General features: G+C 71.0%; 14 protein-coding genes. 11 read left to right on the forward strand and 3 right to left on the reverse strand.

Features of this window, described 5'->3' with window-relative positions:
• Nucleotides 1–402: 402 nt before the first annotated feature.
• Nucleotides 403–2,181 (forward strand): lipid II flippase MurJ, encoded by a 1,779-nt coding sequence (locus ABZS54_RS36440; RefSeq protein WP_355546087.1) that lies wholly within the window; start codon nucleotides 403–405, stop codon nucleotides 2,179–2,181.
• The gene (locus tag ABZS54_RS36445) at nucleotides 2,165–3,298 is read left to right on the forward strand and encodes a glycosyltransferase family 4 protein (RefSeq protein ID WP_355546089.1); all 1,134 of its coding nucleotides are present in this window, start codon (nucleotides 2,165–2,167) and stop codon (nucleotides 3,296–3,298) included. The genes ABZS54_RS36440 and ABZS54_RS36445 overlap by 17 nt, the downstream gene beginning before the upstream one ends.
• Nucleotides 3,299–3,550: 252 nt before the next feature.
• On the opposite strand, the gene ABZS54_RS36450 is transcribed toward ABZS54_RS36445, so the two are convergent.
• Nucleotides 3,551–5,371, reverse strand: a complete 1,821-nt coding sequence (locus ABZS54_RS36450; RefSeq protein WP_355546091.1) for a glycoside hydrolase family 15 protein — start codon at nucleotides 5,369–5,371, stop codon at nucleotides 3,551–3,553.
• A 634-nt stretch (nucleotides 5,372–6,005) separates the two neighbouring features.
• On the opposite strand from ABZS54_RS36450, the gene ABZS54_RS36455 reads away from it, so the two are divergent.
• Nucleotides 6,006–7,682, forward strand: a complete 1,677-nt coding sequence (locus ABZS54_RS36455; protein ID WP_355546111.1) for a CTP synthase — start codon at nucleotides 6,006–6,008, stop codon at nucleotides 7,680–7,682.
• A gap of 115 nt (nucleotides 7,683–7,797) precedes the next feature.
• On the opposite strand, the gene ABZS54_RS36460 is transcribed toward ABZS54_RS36455, so the two are convergent.
• Together ABZS54_RS36460 and ABZS54_RS36465 are read right to left on the reverse strand one after the other, a co-directional pair.
• Nucleotides 7,798–7,983, reverse strand: coding sequence for a DUF397 domain-containing protein (locus ABZS54_RS36460; protein ID WP_355546093.1), 186 nt, complete (start codon nucleotides 7,981–7,983; stop codon nucleotides 7,798–7,800).
• Complete coding sequence (locus ABZS54_RS36465) at nucleotides 7,967–8,809, reverse strand: helix-turn-helix transcriptional regulator (protein WP_355546095.1); 843 nt, start codon at nucleotides 8,807–8,809, stop codon at nucleotides 7,967–7,969. Before ABZS54_RS36465 ends, ABZS54_RS36460 begins: the two co-directional genes overlap by 17 nt.
• A gap of 219 nt (nucleotides 8,810–9,028) precedes the next feature.
• Between ABZS54_RS36465 and ABZS54_RS36470 the strand changes: the two genes are divergently transcribed.
• From ABZS54_RS36470 to ABZS54_RS36505, 8 genes are all read left to right on the forward strand, one after another.
• Complete coding sequence (locus ABZS54_RS36470; protein WP_355546097.1) at nucleotides 9,029–9,232, forward strand: hypothetical protein; 204 nt, start codon at nucleotides 9,029–9,031, stop codon at nucleotides 9,230–9,232.
• On the forward strand, nucleotides 9,232–9,525 hold the full coding sequence (locus tag ABZS54_RS36475) for an ATP-binding protein (protein ID WP_355546099.1): 294 nt from the start codon (nucleotides 9,232–9,234) through the stop codon (nucleotides 9,523–9,525). The genes ABZS54_RS36470 and ABZS54_RS36475 overlap by 1 nt, the downstream gene beginning before the upstream one ends.
• Nucleotides 9,526–9,723: 198 nt before the next feature.
• Nucleotides 9,724–10,365 (forward strand): NUDIX hydrolase, encoded by a 642-nt coding sequence (locus ABZS54_RS36480; protein ID WP_355546101.1) that lies wholly within the window; start codon nucleotides 9,724–9,726, stop codon nucleotides 10,363–10,365.
• Between the two features lie 233 nt (nucleotides 10,366–10,598).
• A complete protein-coding gene (locus tag ABZS54_RS36485; RefSeq protein ID WP_355546103.1) occupies nucleotides 10,599–12,659 on the forward strand; it encodes a tetratricopeptide repeat protein in 2,061 nt (686 codons plus the stop codon).
• 200 nt (nucleotides 12,660–12,859) lie between these two features.
• On the forward strand, nucleotides 12,860–13,975 hold the full coding sequence (gene ald, locus ABZS54_RS36490; RefSeq protein WP_355546105.1) for an alanine dehydrogenase: 1,116 nt from the start codon (nucleotides 12,860–12,862) through the stop codon (nucleotides 13,973–13,975).
• A 236-nt stretch (nucleotides 13,976–14,211) separates the two neighbouring features.
• On the forward strand, nucleotides 14,212–14,826 hold the full coding sequence (locus ABZS54_RS36495; RefSeq protein WP_355546107.1) for a tyrosine-type recombinase/integrase: 615 nt from the start codon (nucleotides 14,212–14,214) through the stop codon (nucleotides 14,824–14,826).
• A gap of 354 nt (nucleotides 14,827–15,180) precedes the next feature.
• Nucleotides 15,181–16,155, forward strand: coding sequence for an AAA family ATPase (locus ABZS54_RS36500; RefSeq protein ID WP_020555592.1), 975 nt, complete (start codon nucleotides 15,181–15,183; stop codon nucleotides 16,153–16,155).
• Nucleotides 16,140–16,703: a hypothetical protein gene (locus ABZS54_RS36505; RefSeq protein WP_355546109.1), complete on the forward strand. Its 564-nt coding sequence runs from the start codon at nucleotides 16,140–16,142 to the stop codon at nucleotides 16,701–16,703. Before ABZS54_RS36500 ends, ABZS54_RS36505 begins: the two co-directional genes overlap by 16 nt.
• Nucleotides 16,704–16,985: the final 282 nt, after the last annotated feature.

Here is a 16,985-nt window from a genome sequence, read left to right on the forward strand (position 1 = left end):
CCGTCGTGTACTCCTCCGGCGGCGCCCCGTAGATGTACAGGCTCGTCTCGTCCGGCAACGACAGCGGTCCATAGTTCGGGTCACCCGAGCCGCCCCCGGTGCCCCGGCAGCCGGCCGCCGAGGGAGCCGTCGCACCGGCATGACCGGCAACGACCGATGGGCTGTGGGCGCTCGACGGGGCGTGCCGACGAGCGGTACGCGGATGATCGACGTCCCGACCCGGCAGGCCGCTTCGACCGGCTTCGCGCGCCCTTCGCTTCCGACGGGTGTGGACGGCGGGTGACGGCCACACGAGGCGGCTCTCGGCGGCCGGACGGCGGCGGGCCTGCCGCGACCGGGGCCGGCGGCGCGGGTTCCGGGGCTGATGCCGACGGCGGCCCCGCCAGGAACGGAGCCGGCGGCGTGCCCCCCGAGCCCGGGGCAGGCGCCACGCCCCCCGAGGCCGACGCCGCGCCAGGCGCGCCTCCCGAGACCACCCCCGACGCCGCGCCTGCCCTTGCCGGAGCCGACGCCGCCCCCGCCACCCCGGCCGGAACCACCCGGGCCCGTGGTGTCGTGCGGGGCATCGCCGGGGCCGCCGCGTTGATGGCCGTGGTCACCGTGTTCGCCCGGCTGGCCGGGTTCGGGCGGCAGCTGGTGTTCTCCGGGACGGTGGGCGACACCGTCCTGGGCACTGCGTACAGCACCGTCAACTCGGTGCCCAACATCGTCTTCGAGATCGTCGCCGGCGGGGCGCTGGCGAGCGTGGTGGTGCCGGTGCTGGCCGGCCCGGTGGCCAAGGGCGCACGTCACGATGCCGGGCGGATCGCGTCCGCGCTGCTGACCTGGGTCGTCCTGGTGCTGACCCCGATCGTGCTGCTCGGCGCGCTGCTGGCGCGGCCGATCGCCGAACTGCTGTTGGCCGGCAAGGCGGACGGACCCGGCGTCGCGGACGTCGCGTCCCGGATGTTGCTCGTGTTCGTGCCGCAGGTGCTGCTGTACGGCATCGCCGTGGTCGCCGGCGGCATCCTCCAGGCTCATCACCGCTTCCTGGCCGGGACGCTCGCGCCGCTCGTGTCCAGCCTGGTCGTGGCCGGCAGCTATCTGCTCTTCGCGAACCGGTACGACGTCGACCTGGACAACCCGGCCGCCCTGCCGCGCGGCGCCGAACTGACCCTGTCGCTGGGCACCACCGCCGGCGTCCTGGCCCTCGCGCTGGTCACCGTCGTGCCGCTGCGCTCGACCGGCCTGCGGCTGCGCCCCACCCTGCGCTTTCCGGACGGCGTGGCCCACCGGGTACGCACCCTCGCGCTGGCCGGCGTCGCGACGCTGATCGCCCAGCAGGCCGCGACGATCGCGGTGATCCTGCTGGCCAACGGGCGGGGTACACACGGGTCCCTGGTCGTCTACCAGACCGCGTGGATGGTCTACCTGCTTCCGTACGCGGTGCTCGCGGTGCCGATTGCCACCGCCGCCTTCCCGCGCCTGAGCGCGCACGCGCACGACGGGGACCGGGACGCGTTCGCGGACGCGGTCGCCGCGACCACTCGCACCGTGCTCCTGGTCGGCGCCGCCGGCACCGCGCTGCTGCTGGCCGCCGCCGCGCCGCTGGGTCGGTTCTTCGCGCTGTTCATGGCCGGCTCCACCGAGCCCGAACAAATGGCGTGGGCGCTGGCCGCCTTCGCGCCCGGGTTGATGGGGTACGCGCTGATCGCGCACCTGGGCCGCGCGCTGAACGCCTCCGGCCACGGTCGCGCCGCCGCCGGCTGCGTGGTGGCCGGCTGGTGCGTGGTCGTGGTCGCCGACGTCACGCTCGCCTTCGCGCTGCCCGCACGCTGGACGGTGGCCGCGCTGGGCCTGGGCAACTCGATCGGGATGACCGTGGCAGGCCTGCTGTTGGCCTATGCCGTGGTGCGAACGGCCGGCCCGCGGGCGTTGGCCGGCGCGGCGATGGTCAGGCCGGCGGCGTGTGCGGTGGCGGCCGCGTTCGCCGCCGGCGCGGCCGGGTTCGGGGCGTCGCGGGCATTCGGGACGGGCGGCATCGTCTTCACGTTGATCATCGCGGCGGTTGCCGCCATCGTGGGCACCCTGGTGTTCGCGGGAGTCGTATCCGTGACCGTCGGCGAGGCCGTCAGGGCCACGCTGCGCGGGCGGCGGGCGGCCGAATCGGAAGGGGAGCAGCGGCGTGGACACGACGACTGAGGCGCGGGAGCGCACCGAGCCGGCCCGGCTGCGGGCCGTCCTTGTCCTGGCTACGTCGACCGGCGGGATCGGCGCGCACGTGCGTTCGCTGGCGGCCGGACTGGTCGGGCGCGGGGTCGCGGTGACCGTGTGCGGCCCGGCCTCGACCGAGGAGCACTTCGACTTCGCGGGCACCGGCGCACGATTTCGGGTGGTCGAGATCGGTTCGGCGCCGCGGCCCACCGATCGGGCGGCCCTGCGCGAGCTGCGCGCGGCCTGCGCACCCGCGCACGTGGTGCACGCGCACGGATTGCGCGCCGGGTTGGCTGCGGGTAACGCGCTCGGTCGGCATCGGGTACGCCGCAGGCCGCTGGTGCTCACCCTGCACAACGCGGTCCTGGTCGGCGGCGCGAAGGGTGCGCTGACCCGGGTGCTGGAGGGCCGCGCGGTGCGGGCCGCCGACGTCGTCCTGGGCGCCTCGACCGACCTGGTCGACCGGGCCAGGCAGCTCGGCGCGCGGGATGCCCGGCTCGGACCGGTATCGGCCCCGCCGCTGCCGCCGGCCGAGCGGGACCGAGCCGCGGTGCGGGCCGAATTCGCCGCCGGGGACCGGCCGCTGCTGGTCGCCGTGGGCAGGTTGGCCCCGCAGAAGGACTACCCGGTGCTCCTGGACGCCGCGCGACAGTGGTCGGACGAACAACCGGTGCCCCTGCTCGTGATCGCCGGAGACGGGCCGCTGCGCGAATCGCTCCAGGACCGGATCGACGCCGACACGTTGCCGGTTCGCCTGCTCGGCCATCGTGCGGACGTGGCCGACCTGCTCGGCGCCGCCGATCTCGCGGTCCTACCCAGCCGCTGGGAGGCCCGGGCGCTGGTCGCCCAGGAGGCACTGCGCACCGGCGTGGCACTGGTCGCCACGCAGGTCGGCGGCATCCCGGAACTGGTCGGCGACGCGGCGGTACTGGTTCCGCCCGGTCGGCCGGACGACCTCGCCGCCGCGGTTCGCGACCTGCTCGCCGACCCGACCCGGCGCGCCGAACTCGTCGAGGCGGGCCGAGCCCAGGCCGCGACCTGGCCCGACGAGCGCGAGACCATCGCCCAGGTCCTGAGCATCTACGAGGAGCTCGGCCCGGTGTGACGCCGCGCCCGTCGTCGAAGCGGTGCGCCGCAGCGGGTCGACGGCGACGATGGGACGGGCGACGAGCCGACCGGCTCGTCGCTCGTTGCCGCAGTCGTGGAACGTCCGCGGGCCATGGCGTCGGGAGGTATCACCCGGGATCGGTGCGCACACCTGCACAGGGCGCCCACCGAACCCTCCCGGGCCACTCGTCCCGCCACCGCGATGTCCCGTCGCCGCGACGCCGCCCGCCGCCGCGTGCCGTCGCCGCGATCAGTCCTGCTCGCCCGTCTCGGTGCGCATCGTCGCGGTCAGCCGCAGTGCCGTGTCGATCAGCGGCACGTGGCTGAACGCCTGCGGGAAGTTGCCCACCTGGCGCTGGAGCCGCGGATCCCACTCCTCGGCGAGCAGGCCCAGGTCGTTGCGCAGCGCGAGCAGGCGTTCGAACAGCTCGCGTGCCTCATCCACCCGACCGATCATCGCCAGGTCGTCGGCCAGCCAGAACGAGCAGGCCAGGAAAGCCCCTTCGTCACCCGGCAGGCCGTCCAGGCCGACGCTGGTGCCGTTGGTGGGGTAACGGCGGACGAAGCCGTCCTCGGTCAGCTCGTTCTGGATCGCCTCGATCGTGCCGATCACCCGCTTGTCCTCCGGCGGCAGGAAGCCCACCTGCGGGATCAGCAGCAGCGACGCGTCCAACTCGGTCGAGCCGTAGTACTGGGTGAAGGTGTTGCGGTCCACGTCGTACCCGTACGCGCACACCTCGCGGTGGATCTCGTCGCGCACCCCCCTGAGGTGTTCGAGCATCTTCTCGGTGTCCGAGTCCATCGGCTCGTCCACCAGCATCTTGATGGTGCGGTCCACCGCGACCCAGGCCATCACCTTGGAGTGCACGAAGTGCCGGCGCGGCCCGCGCACCTCCCAGATGCCCTCGTCCGGGTCGCGCCAGTGCTGCTCCATGTAGTCCATCAGCTTGAGCTGGAGCGCGTGCGCGTGGTCGTTGCCCTCCATGCCGGAGACCCGGCCCAGGTGCAGCGCGTCGACCACCTCGCCGTAGACGTCGAGCTGGAACTGCTCGGCGGCGGCGTTGCCGATCCGGACCGGGTGCGAGCCCTCGTAGCCCGGCAGCCAGGTCGCCTCGTACTCGGTCAGCCGGCGCTCGCCGCCCACGCCGTACATGATCTGGAGGTTCTCCGGGTCGCCCGCGACCGCCCGCAGCAGCCACTCGCGCCACGCCTTGGCCTCGTCCACGAAACCGGTCTTGAGCAGCGCGCCCAGCGTCATCGCCGCGTCCCGCAGCCAGGTGTAGCGGTAGTCCCAGTTGCGCACCCCGCCCACGTCCTCGGGCAGCGACGTGGTCGGCGCCGCGACGATCCCGCCGGTCGGCGCGTAGGTGAGCGCCTTGAGCGTGATCAGCGAGCGCACCACCGGCTCGCGCCACGGGCCCCGGTAGGTGCAGCGGGTCATCCAGTCGGCCCAGAACGCCTCGGTGTCCGCGAGTGCGGCGAGCGCGTCGGTGGGCAGCGGGCCCTCGACGTGCGAGGGGTGCCACGTGAGGGTGAAGGTGACCCGGTCGCCCTCGCCGAGGGTGACGTCCGAATAGGTGGTCAGGCCGCGCCCGTAGGTCTCGGTGTCACTGGCGAACCACACCGCGTCCGGACCGGCCACCGCGACGGTGCGCCCGTCCTCCTCGCGGCGCACCCACGGCACGACCTTGCCGTAGTGGAACCGCATGCGCAGCTCCGAGCGGACCGGTACCCGACCCGACACGCCCTCCACGATCCGCACCACGACCGGTGCGCCGACCAGGGCGTCCGCCGGAGGCATGAAATCGATCACCCGAATGGTCCCCCGGGGGGTCTCCCATTCCGATTCGAGGATCAGCGAGTCGCCACGATACCGGCGACGGGTCGCGGGGCCGCCGGAAAGCGGCGCGACCTGCCACGAACCGTGTTCCTCGCTGCCGAGCAGGCCCGCGAACACGGCGGGGGAATCGAAGCGGGGGAGGCAGAGCCAATCCATGGAACCGTCGCGGCCCACGAGAGCGGCGGTCTGCATGTCCCCGATGAGGGCGTAGTCCTCGATGCGGCTGGTCACGGGCAACGCTTTCCGTTCCTGGTCGTCCTGATGGTGCCGGTCGTCCCGTCGTGCGTACTGGGTTCGGCCGAGGGGCTGGTTCGCACGTGCCTGGCTCGTACGTGCTGTGTTCATGCGTACCGCGCTCGCCGGTCGACGTGTTCTGATCAGCGGTTGATCGATTCATTCCAGAGTGCACCACGCGCGCGTGATCGACCGCCGTATTGGTGGTCGGATCGACCGGTGCTCCCGAAATGTCGTCCCGTCGGGATCCGGGGGACGTGCACCCGTCGCGCGCGTATGTTTCCGCTGCGCGCGGGTGTCGGCGAACGGAGAGAAGCTCGTGCACCGCCTGCGTAGCATAGTGCGCCGTCGGAGCTGAAACGTGCCTGCTTTCGCCGACCCGATCGTTGACTCTGTGTCGAATCCGACTCGGCCGATCCGTCGGTATGTGCCCGGAATCTCCCGTGCGTTGTCACTCTGGGCAATCGCCGTATGGTGTCGCAGTTGTTCCCCACCGGGTGCGGGACCTCGACCCCCGACGCTGTTAGGCTGGTATCCCGTGGACTTGGTGGGACTGTTCCGGGCCGCATCGGCCCAGCAGCGTCCCCTTCGAAATCCCCTCGATCGCAACCACGGGAGCCCCTCCTTGGCAGTGCCTCAGACGCCCAGTCGCACCCGGCAGGCGAAGCACCTTTTCGTCACCGGAGGCGTCGCCTCCTCGCTCGGCAAGGGGCTCACCGCGTCGAGCCTCGGAGCGCTCCTCAAGGCGCGTGGCCTGCGGGTCACGATGCAAAAGCTCGACCCCTACCTGAACGTCGACCCCGGGACGATGAACCCCTTCCAGCACGGCGAGGTGTTCGTCACCAACGACGGCGCCGAGACCGACCTGGACGTCGGCCACTACGAGCGCTTCCTCGATGTCGACCTGCACGGCTCGGCCAACGTGACGACCGGTCAGGTCTACTCGACCGTCATCGCCAAGGAGCGTCGCGGCGAGTACCTCGGTGACACCGTGCAGGTCATCCCGCACATCACCAACGAGATCAAGTCGCGGATCCGGGCCATGGCCGTGGACGACGTGGACATCGTGATCACCGAGGTCGGCGGCACCGTCGGCGACATCGAGTCGCTGCCCTTCCTCGAATCGATCCGCCAGGTCCGGCACGAGGTCGGCCGGGACAACGTGTTCTTCCTGCACGTCTCGCTGCTGCCGTACATCGGCCCGTCGGGCGAGCTGAAGACCAAGCCGACCCAGCACTCGGTCGCCGCGCTGCGCAGCATCGGCATCCAGCCGGACGCGATCGTGCTGCGTGCGGACCGGGCCGTGCCGCAGGACATCAAGCGCAAGATCTCGCTGATGTGTGACGTGGACGAGGAGGCCGTGGTCGCGGCCATCGACGCCCCGTCGATCTACGACATCCCCAAGGTCCTGCACTCCGAGGGCCTGGACGCGTACGTGGTGCGCCGGCTCGGGTTGAACTTCCGGGACGTGGACTGGACCCAGTGGGACGACCTGCTGCGCCGGGTGCACCAGCCCGAGCGTGAGGTCACCGTCGCGCTGGTCGGCAAGTACATCGACCTGCCCGACGCCTACCTCTCGGTCACCGAGGCGATCCGCGCGGGCGGCTTCGCGAACAACGTACGGACCCGCATCAAGTGGGTGACGTCGGACAACACCGCGACGCCCGAGGGCGCCGCGCGTGAGCTCGGCGACTGCGACGCGGTGCTGGTGCCCGGCGGGTTCGGCGACCGCGGTGTCGAGGGCAAGGTGCAGGCGATCACCTACGCCCGCGAGCACCGGATTCCGACCCTGGGCATCTGTCTGGGCCTGCAGTGCATGGTGATCGAGGCCGCACGCAACCTGGCGGGTCTGGCCGGCGCGAACTCGCTCGAATTCGACCCCGAGGCCGCGCACCCGGTGGTGGCGACCATGGCCGACCAGCTCGACATCGTCGCGGGCCAGGGCGACCTGGGCGGCACGATGCGGCTCGGCCTGTACACGGCGGACCTGGCCGAGGGCTCGATCGCCCGCGAGGTCTACGGCGCGACCCAGTCCGAGGAGCGGCACCGCCACCGCTACGAGGTCAACAACGCCTACCGCGGGCAGTTGGAGGAGACCGGCCTGGTCTTCTCCGGCCTCTCGCCCGACGGCCGCCTGGTGGAGTACGTGGAGCTGCCGCGCGAGCAGCACCCGTACTTCATCGCCACCCAGGCCCACCCGGAGCTGAAGTCCCGCCCCACGCGTCCGCACCCGCTCTTCGCGGGCCTGGTCGCGGCGGCGGTCCGCCGCATCAAGGGCGAGGACCGCGTCGCGGAGACCACGTCCTGACGCACGGCCGGCGCCCGACCGACAAGCCGACAGGCCGATAGACCGACGACACAAGGAGCCACCCGCCCGGATGATCGGGCTGGTGGCTCCTCGGCGTCGGGTCCTCGACGGCCGTCTACTTCAGCGCACTCACGAAGCGCGCCCAGGGTGCCTCTCCGAAGCCCAGAGCCGGGCCCAGGACCACTTTCGAATCCCGCGCGCGAACGACGTCGCGATCGGGCGCGACCTCGACGCAGTCACTGTCCTGGGTGCTGTGGCGGCTCTTTCTCCACGCCAGACGTGCTTCAGAACTCACGGTCACTCCACTTTGTGACGTATTGCCGGATCATGGCGACGGATTCTCCCGGGGCGAGTCCCGCGCCCATCAGACTGTCGATCAGTCGTTGGCCGCGCTGAATATAGGACGGCTCGTCGGTAGCCGGAAAGGGGCCTGCGGCACCGGCGTTGATGATCACGCTCGGCTCTTCGTCGGGGTAGTCGAACTTCGTGAACCCGGATCCCAGAATGGCGACGGCAGCGGATCCGAAAGGGATCACGACGAGGTGGACGTTGGGCAACTCGGCCAGGACCAGGAGGTGTTGCAACTGTTCACGCATCACCCGCTCGCCGCCGACGTCGATTCGGAGAGCCGCTTCGGTGATGAACGCGGTCATCCGCAAGGGCGGGTCGGCGTACAGACGTTTCTGGCGCAGCAACCGCACCTCCGTGAAGATGGCGGTGCGCTCCTCGCCGCCACCGTCGGTTTGGGCGGTGAGGGCCCTCGCGTAGCGCTCTGTCTGCGTCAGGCCCGGGAGGCCGAGAGGCGTGAACGTCTGGCATTCGATCGCGGTGTGCTCGGCGCGGATGAATTCGGCGTAGGCGCTGGAGACCGTGTCGCCGTAGGCGTCCCACCACTGTTCGACCTCCTGGCGGCAGGTTTCCCAGAGGGCGAGCACGGCCCGGGTGTCATCGTCGCTTGCGCCGTATCTGCGTAGCAGGACCCAGACGGTCTGCTCGTCGATGTCCTTCTTCTTGCCGAGTTCGAGGCGACTGAACGTCGCCACTGACATGTCGACTTCACTGTGGACGTCGACCATGGACAGCTTTGCGGACACCCGGAGGCGACGCAGTTCCTGTCCCAGCTTCACGTGTCGAGGGCTGGATAGGGCCATGTGACTCAGTCTGCCGCCGGACGAGCGGCACGAGTCGACAGTCATGAGAATTCTCGTTCGGATTGACAATTCTCATGCGAAGAGGAACGGTGGATGCACGCTACTTGCTGCACCTGAGTGCATGCAATGAGTGATCTCGCTGTCGTCCTCAAGGTCGACCCATCTCACCCTCGGCGTCACATCTCGGGAGCTGCCATGCAGCCGTGTGCCCAGAAGTTCGATCTTCCGTTGTCCGTCCACTCGGTCGGGACGGCTCGTGGTCTCGTTCGGGACTTCTGCATAGGGCATGGCTTCCCGGAGCGGGTCAGGGACGGGGCCCTGCTGATCGTGTCCGAGTTGGTGACCAACTCCGTCGTACACGTGAAGCCGCAGGTGGGTGCGCTACAGGAGTGTCGCTGATGCTCACCTGGCAGCGGCGGGAGTTCGAGATGGCGGTCTGGGACTACGACCCCATGCCGTGTCCGAGGATTCGGGCCGCCGACGCCGACCCCGACGTCGAGTGTGGGCGTGGGCTGGCGATCGTGCTCGGGCTTGCCGACGGGTTCACCTGGATGCGGGCCGCCGGTGGGAAATTGGTCGCGGCGCGGCTCCGGGTGCCGTCGGCTGCGGAAGGCGTGGGTGATGGCGGGCTGTTAGGTGCCGCATTCGATGTGCGTGCTGCGCTGGTCGAACGGCCTTCGGAGGCATCGTGACGACCACCCGCGGCGACGGATGGGTGCAGGGCGATGCACCGACCGATCCGGAGGGGCCGGGAATCATCGGCACGCGTCCGGGTGCGGGCTGTGCCCAGGCTTCGGCTTGTCGGAGCCGGGTGGGGCGATCCCGGAGCACTAGGCTCATCGGTCGGGGCGGCGGTATTCGGCCGGCGGCCGGTTGAAGGGGAGCGCATCGTGAACGACCCGGGCACTCGGGCGAGGATCGTCGACACCGCCGAGGCGTGGCCCGTCGCGGAGAGCGAGACGCCGTTCAAGGGGCGGGCCTGGTCGATGCGCAGCGATGTGGTCGAGATGCCGGATGGCACGAGTGCGCGGCGCGACTACCTGGACCATCCCGGGGCGGTGGGCGTGGTGGCGCTGGACGAGCAGGGGCGGCTGCTGGTGCTGCGCCAGTATCGGCATCCGGTTCGGCACAAGTTGTGGGAGATTCCGGCCGGCCTGTTGGACGTGCCGGGGGAGAACCCGCTGCACGCGGCCGAGCGGGAGCTGTTCGAGGAGGCTCACCACGAGGCCGCCACCTGGAATGTGCTGGTGGACGTCTACACCACACCCGGTTCCTCGGGCGAGGCGATCCGGGTGTTCCTCGCGCGCGGGTTGTCCGAGTCGCGGGCCGAGCGGTTCGCGGTCGAGCACGAGGAGGTCGGGATGGAACTGGCCTGGCTGTCGCTGGACGAGGCGATCGCCGGGATCCTGGCGGGCGAACTGCACAACCCGATACTGGTTTCGGGAGCCCTCGCGCTCTCGGCCGCGTTGGCCGGGGACGGGCTGGATGCGCTCCGGGCCGCGGATGCGCCTTGGCCTGCCCGGCCGTTTTGAGGCTGCGGTTGCGTCTTGGGTGGGCTTGAGATTCTTGTGCCTACCCGCACACCCGTGCCCCAAGGTCGAAAGGCTGCGGAATTGGCGCCTCGGGGTTGGCGAGTCGGGCCTCTTGGGCCGGTGCGTGGCCGTAATCTGCGCGATGGGTGTGGGTGAGACAGGGGGCGTCTGCGGTGGGTGTGACCGGAGAGCCCGGGGTCGGGTGCGCGACGGCCGAGGGGCGGGTTCCCGGAATGCGCGCGCCGGGTGAGGCGTTGCCCGCGATTGTGGACCAACTGCCGCCCGGAGGACCCGACTTCGTCGGCCGCACCGACGAACTCGACACCCTCTACGGCTGGGTGACCGGACCCGGTGCGGCAATCCCCGCGCAGCTCGCGCCGACCGACCCCGAACACCCGGGCACCACCCGTACGGTATGGCTGCCTCGGGACCGGGTGGTCGCGATCACCGGACCGGTCGGCGTGGGTCGCACCGAGTTCGCGGTGCGGCTCGCCCACCGGCTGGCCCCGCACTTCCCGGACGGCCGGCTGTACGCCCGCCTCACCGGGCCGCGCGGTGAGCTGATCCCGCCCGGCGACGTACTCGAATCGATGTTGTACGCGCTCGGCACGGTGGCCATACCCTCCGCGCACGAGGAACGGATCAGGCTCTTTCGGGAGCATCTGGACGGGAAACACTTCCTGATCCTGCTGGAGGACGTGACCGGGACCGCACAGCTGCGCCCGCTGCTCCCGGAGAGCCCCACCGCGCTCGTGGTGATCACCTCGGTCTCCCCGCTCACCGGACTCGGCCGGGCCGCCGCCGTGCGGACCTGCGCGCTGGACATGCTGGACGCACGCGCCTCGGCCGAACTGCTCGGCAACCTGGCCGGACACACCCGGGTCGCGTGCGATCCGCGCGCCGCGGACGAGCTGGCCGCACTGTGCGACTTCCACCCGGCCGCACTGCGGATGGCCGGTGCCTGGCTGCGCGCCCGGCCGCGCTACGCGATGGCCGACGTGGGTCGCCGGGTGCGGGCCGAACGGTTGCGGCTGCACGAGCAGGCCGGCGACGACCTCGCGGTGCGCGCGTGCTTCTCGCTGATCCACCGCGAACTGGTGCCCTCCGCCGCGCGGCTGTTGCGGCTGCTCGCGTTGGTGCCCGGGCGCGAGTTCGGCGCGGACGCCGCCGCCGCGCTCGCCGACTGCGGGCCCGACGCGGCCACCCGGTCGCTGATCGAGCTGCGCGAGCTGCACCTGCTGGAGCAGGGCTCGGTGCCGGGCCGATTCCGCTTCCACGACCTGGTGCGCGGCTATGTACAGGAACGCCTGGACGCGGAGGAGCGGCCCGGCGAGCGGCGCAACGCGCGGGTGCGACTGCTCGACCGGTATGTGCGGCTGGCTCGCTCGGCCGAGCGGATCATCGTCGGCGCGGACGGCCCGGACCCGGGTGCCGACGTGCGCTTCGCGTCCGCCGACGAGGCCCGCGCGTGGTTGCGTGACGAGCGACCGGAACTGCTGGCCGCCGCCCGGGTCGCCGCGGCCGCCGGCCTGGACGCGGCCACCCGCCGGCTGGTCTCGGTGCTGACCCGGCTGCTGGACCGCCGCGCGCACTGGAGCGACGTGCGCGAACTGCACGAACTCGCGCTGACCACCGCACGTCGGGCCGGCTCCGGCCGGCAGGAAGCGGTCGCCCTGCTCAACCTGGGCAATCTGCACGTCGCGCGCCAGGAACTGGAGGAGGCGCTGTCCTGCTACCGCGCGGCCCTGGAGGTCTCCCGCGGACTGGGCGACCCGGCCGGCGAGGGCCGCGCGATGGTCAACCTCGGCAACGCCTACGCCGACCTGGGCGACCTGCAGCGCGCCGCCGACTGGTACGACCGCTCGCTGCTGCTGCGCCGCACCATCGGCGACGCGGCCGGCCAGGCCAGGGTGTTGTCCCATCTGGGCCGGCTGCACGCGCGGATGGGCCGATTCGAACAGTCGGTCCGCGACCATCGGGCCGCGCTCGGGGTGCGCCGCCGGATCGGCGACCCCGCCGACATCGGCCGGGTGCTGACCGACATCGCCGCCGTGCTCGGCGAGGCGGGCCGCGCGCAGGAGGCGCTTGCCGTCTATCGGGACGCGATGGAGGCGTTTCGGGCGGCGGGCGACGAGCGCCTGGAGGCACTCGCCCTGTTGCAGAGCGCCGAACTGGCACTCGAAGCCGGCGACGTCCGGGACGCCCGTTCGCGCCGCCGGGAGGCATTGGCCCTGCTCGTCGACGCGGGCGCGCCCGAAGCCGACGAGGTTCGTCGCTTCCTGGGTGACGAATAGCGCCGCTGCGGGTACTCGCTCTCGTCCATCATCTCGGGCGCAACCTACGAAATAGACAAACGGTAGACCCCTCACTGCCACTTTGTAAGGTTGGCGGGGCGTTCCAACCGCACTAAGCTAGGAACACCACGAGGTACGGCGTGCAATTGCATGCCCGGGCTCGCTGGTGCCCAACCCTCTGTCGACAGGACTTGATAGCCGTGAAGGTCGGTATCCCCCGCGAGGTCAAGAACCACGAGTACCGCGTGGCGATCACGCCCGCCGGCGTGCACGAGCTCGTGCGCAACGGTCACGAGGTCTACATCGAGCACGACGCGGGCGTCGGCTCCTCCATCCCGAACGAGGAGTATGTGGCCGCGGGGGCGACCATTCTCCCCACGGCGGACGACGTCTGGGCGACCGGCGACCTGATCCTGAAGGTCAAGGAGCCGATCGCGTCGGAGTTCGGGCGGCTGCGCAAGGACCAGACGCTCTTCACCTACCTGCACCTCGCCGCAGGTAAGGAGTGCACCGAGGCCCTGCTCAACGCCGGTACCACGTCCATCGCGTACGAGACGGTGCAGCTTCCCAGCGGCGCGCTGCCGCTGCTCGCCCCGATGTCCGAGGTGGCCGGTCGGCTCGCGCCGCAGGTCGGCTCGTATCACCTGATGGCGCAGGGTGGCGGTCGCGGCACCCTGATGGGTGGCGTCTCCGGTGTCTACGCCGCGAAGGTCGTCGTGATCGGCGCCGGTGTCTCGGGCATGAACGCGGCGGCGATCGCCCTGGGCATGCAGGCCGAGGTGCTTTTGCTGGACCGCAACATTCAGGCGCTGCGCGACGCCGACCGGATCTACCAGGGCCACCTGCAGACCGTCGCGTCGAACACGTACGAGATCGAGAAGGCCGTGCTGGACGCGGACCTGGTCATCGGCGCGGTGCTGATCCCGGGCGCCAAGGCCCCGAAGCTGATCACCAACGAGCTGGTGTCGCGGATGAAGCCGGGCTCCGTGCTCGTCGACATCGCGATCGACCAGGGCGGCTGCTTCGAGGACTCGCACGCCACGACGCACGACGACCCGGTGTACAAGGTGCACAACTCGATCTTCTACTGCGTCGCGAACATGCCGGGCGCGGTGCCGCACACCTCTACCTACGCGCTCACCAACGCGACGCTGCCGTACATCGTGCAGCTCGCGAACCGTGGCTGGCGTGATGCGGCGAAGGCGGACCGGGCACTTGCGCTTGGTCTGTCGACGCACGAGGGTCGGCTCACGAATGCTGCGGTCGGCGAAGCACTGGGCCTGCCGGCTGTGTCGTTGGAAGACGTGCTGGGCTAGGGATCGGCCATTGGCCTCAAGCGCCGGCCGGGCTGGATTGGCTTGGCCTGGGCTACTTGGCCTCAAGCGCCGGCCGGGCTGGATTGGCTTGGCCTGGGCTACTTGGCCTCAAGCGCCGGCCGGGCCGGGTTGGCTCGGCTGGTGCTTGAGGGCGGCGGTCTTGAGTGGTGGGCGGGCCGGATTGGCTGTCCGGTGCTTGAGGGCGCGGATCGGCTCGGCGTTGCGTGGGACATTGCATGCCGTACACCCCCAATGACGTGGGTGTGCGGCATGTGGTGTTTTCGGGGGTTCATGTGACGGGTGAGCGCGGGGCGGCGCGGAACACGTTGCTCGCCTATCGGTGGGATCTGCGACGTTACCTCTCTTATCTGGACGCGCGCGGGCTGCATCGGTTCGCGCTGCGCGAGAGGTTGGTCGCGGTCGACGTCGCGCACGATGTGCGCCCGGGCGCGCCGCCGCCTCGACGGGTGCCGTGCCGTACGGGCCGCGCGACCTGGACGACCGGCGAAGCGCTCGATGTGTACCTGGTGCGGGCCCGCCCCGAACTCGCCGTCGCCGGGCCCGGTGGCGGCGCCGTCTTTCTCAACGCGCGGGGCGGCGGATCGTCACGGCGGAGAGGCTGGGCCGTGCTCGGGAACGCCGCCGTGCGGGAGGCCCTGCCGGACCCCATCTCCCCGCATGCGCTGCGGTGTTCGTTCGCCACGCATTTGCTCGACAGTGGGGCCGATGTCCGGGTCGTCCAGGAACTCCTGGGTCATTCCTCGGTGTCCACGACCCGGGTCTACGGGCGCGAAACCTTCGACGGACCCCGTCAGGTGTACGCAGGATCCCACCCTCGGGCGCTTGACTAGATCGCCTCACATGTTGCATGCGTCGGGCGGTTCGCCTTGCTGCGACCGTCCGCAACGCCATAGAGTCGCGATCCGTCGGCAAGGTTTCAGGCTGACGAAGCAAGAAATGACCTGGTCGGCAAGGAGGTAAGACGACTTGTGAACGAGTCGACATTTGCTCCCGGGGGTGCCCAGCCAGGGGCGGCGCCGGGCCGTGCAGCGCCGACTACCTCTTCCTACGGGCCCGCCGACGGCCTGCAGGACCAGCGGGGGACGCGCACGGACAGCGCCGTTCAGGCGGGCCAGACCGCCCCGGCCGGCCAGGCCGGGCAAGACGGGCTCGATGGTCCGGACGCGCACGAGTACGCCTACGACATGTACTACTACGACGACGAGTTGCGCTACGCCGAGGAACTGCGTGGCGGACCGTTCGACCCCGACGCGGACTACGAACCGGATCCGGAGTACGCCGCGACTCTCGCCCCTGACGCCGCCACGCAGCGGCGCGAGCGGGTCGGCCCCACCGGCCGCGCCCTTCCGTACTTCCCGATTCCGGCGCCGGTGAGCGAACACGGCCCGGCGAAGATCATCGCGATGTGCAACCAGAAGGGCGGCGTCGGCAAGACCACGTCGACCATCAATCTGGGTGCCGCGCTTGCCGAATACGGCCGACGAGTGCTGCTCGTGGACTTCGACCCCCAGGGTGCACTGTCGGTGGGCCTGGGCGTCAACCCCATGGAGCTCGAACTCACCGTCTACAACCTGCTGATGGAAAGTCACCTCAGTGCGGACGACGTCCTGCTGAAGACGATCATCCCCGGCATGGACCTGCTGCCCAGCAACATCGACTTGTCGGCGGCGGAAGTGCAACTGGTCACCGAGGTGGCCCGTGAGACCACGCTCTCGCGCGCGATCCGGCCGCTGGTCAACGACTACGACTACATCATCATCGACTGCCAGCCCTCGCTCGGTCTGCTCACGGTCAACGCCCTCACCGCGGCGAACAGCGTCATCGTGCCGCTGGAGTGCGAGTTCTTCGCGCTGCGCGGGGTCGCGCTGCTCACCGAGACGATCGAGAAGGTGCACGAGCGGCTCAACCCCGACCTCGTGCTCGACGGCATCCTGGCGACGATGTACGACGTGCGCACGGTGCACGGCCGGGAGGTATTGGCCCGCGTCACCGAGGCGTTCGGCGACCAGGTCTTCCACACCGTGATCGGACGCACCGTCAGGTTCCCCGAGACCACCGTCGCGGGCGAACCGATCACCACCTACGCCTCCAACTCGGTGGGCGCAGCCGCCTATCGCCAACTGGCCAGGGAGGTGCTCGCCCGGTGTCGCGCCGAGTGAGTCTCCCGGGTGCCGACGAGCTGTTCCGGACCACCGGTGGCGCCATGCTGCGGCAACAGCAGCAGAGCGCCGGCGGGGATTCGGGAGAGCCGCGCGGCACCGTACCCGCGCAGGTTCCGCCGGTCGGAGCAGGCTCCGACAGCACCGAACGACACGAGTCGTCCGGTCCGGACGGCGGCCCCGGCGAGGCCGAACAGCACGCCGTGCAACATCCCGTGCCCGGCCGCCGCGAGGCGCCCACGCCGTCGGGGGCGTCCTCGATGTCCGCCGCCGCAGCGGGTGTCGACCCGAACGCGCGCCCGGCGCACCGCCGGACACGTGCGCAGCGCCGCCCGAGCGGGCGCGAGCGACACGACGAGAAGATCACGGTCTACGTGTCCGCCGAGGAACTGATGGACCTCGAACACGCACGCCTGAGCCTGCGCGGCGACTACGGCCTGGCCGTGGACCGCGGTCGGATAGTGCGTGAGGCGGTCGCGGTGGTCCTGGCCGACCTGGAGGCGCGCGGCGAGGCGAGCATTCTCGTCCGTCGACTGCGTGGCTCTTAAGCGACATTCGAGCGAACCCGGCCGCGGCGCCGGCTTCGCGAAGTCTCGACGGACCCGCCGGTCCCCCGAGTGGCCCAATTCGGTCCACCGCCCGGCGGGTCCGTGCCGTTTCCCGCAGTCGCGGCCCGCACCATTGAGCGCACCATGTCCAACAACAACGGTCCCGCCCCCAGCCGACGCACGCTCGGGCGCGGGCCGGGTCGACCCGCCGCCCCCGAGGAGCCGGCCGCGGCGACCGCGCGGGCAGTGCCGGAGTCCGCAGGCAGGCCGGGCCCGCCGGCC

Source organism: Embleya sp. NPDC005575 (assembly GCF_040605455.1).
In the GTDB taxonomy this organism is placed as follows: domain Bacteria; phylum Actinomycetota; class Actinomycetes; order Streptomycetales; family Streptomycetaceae; genus Embleya.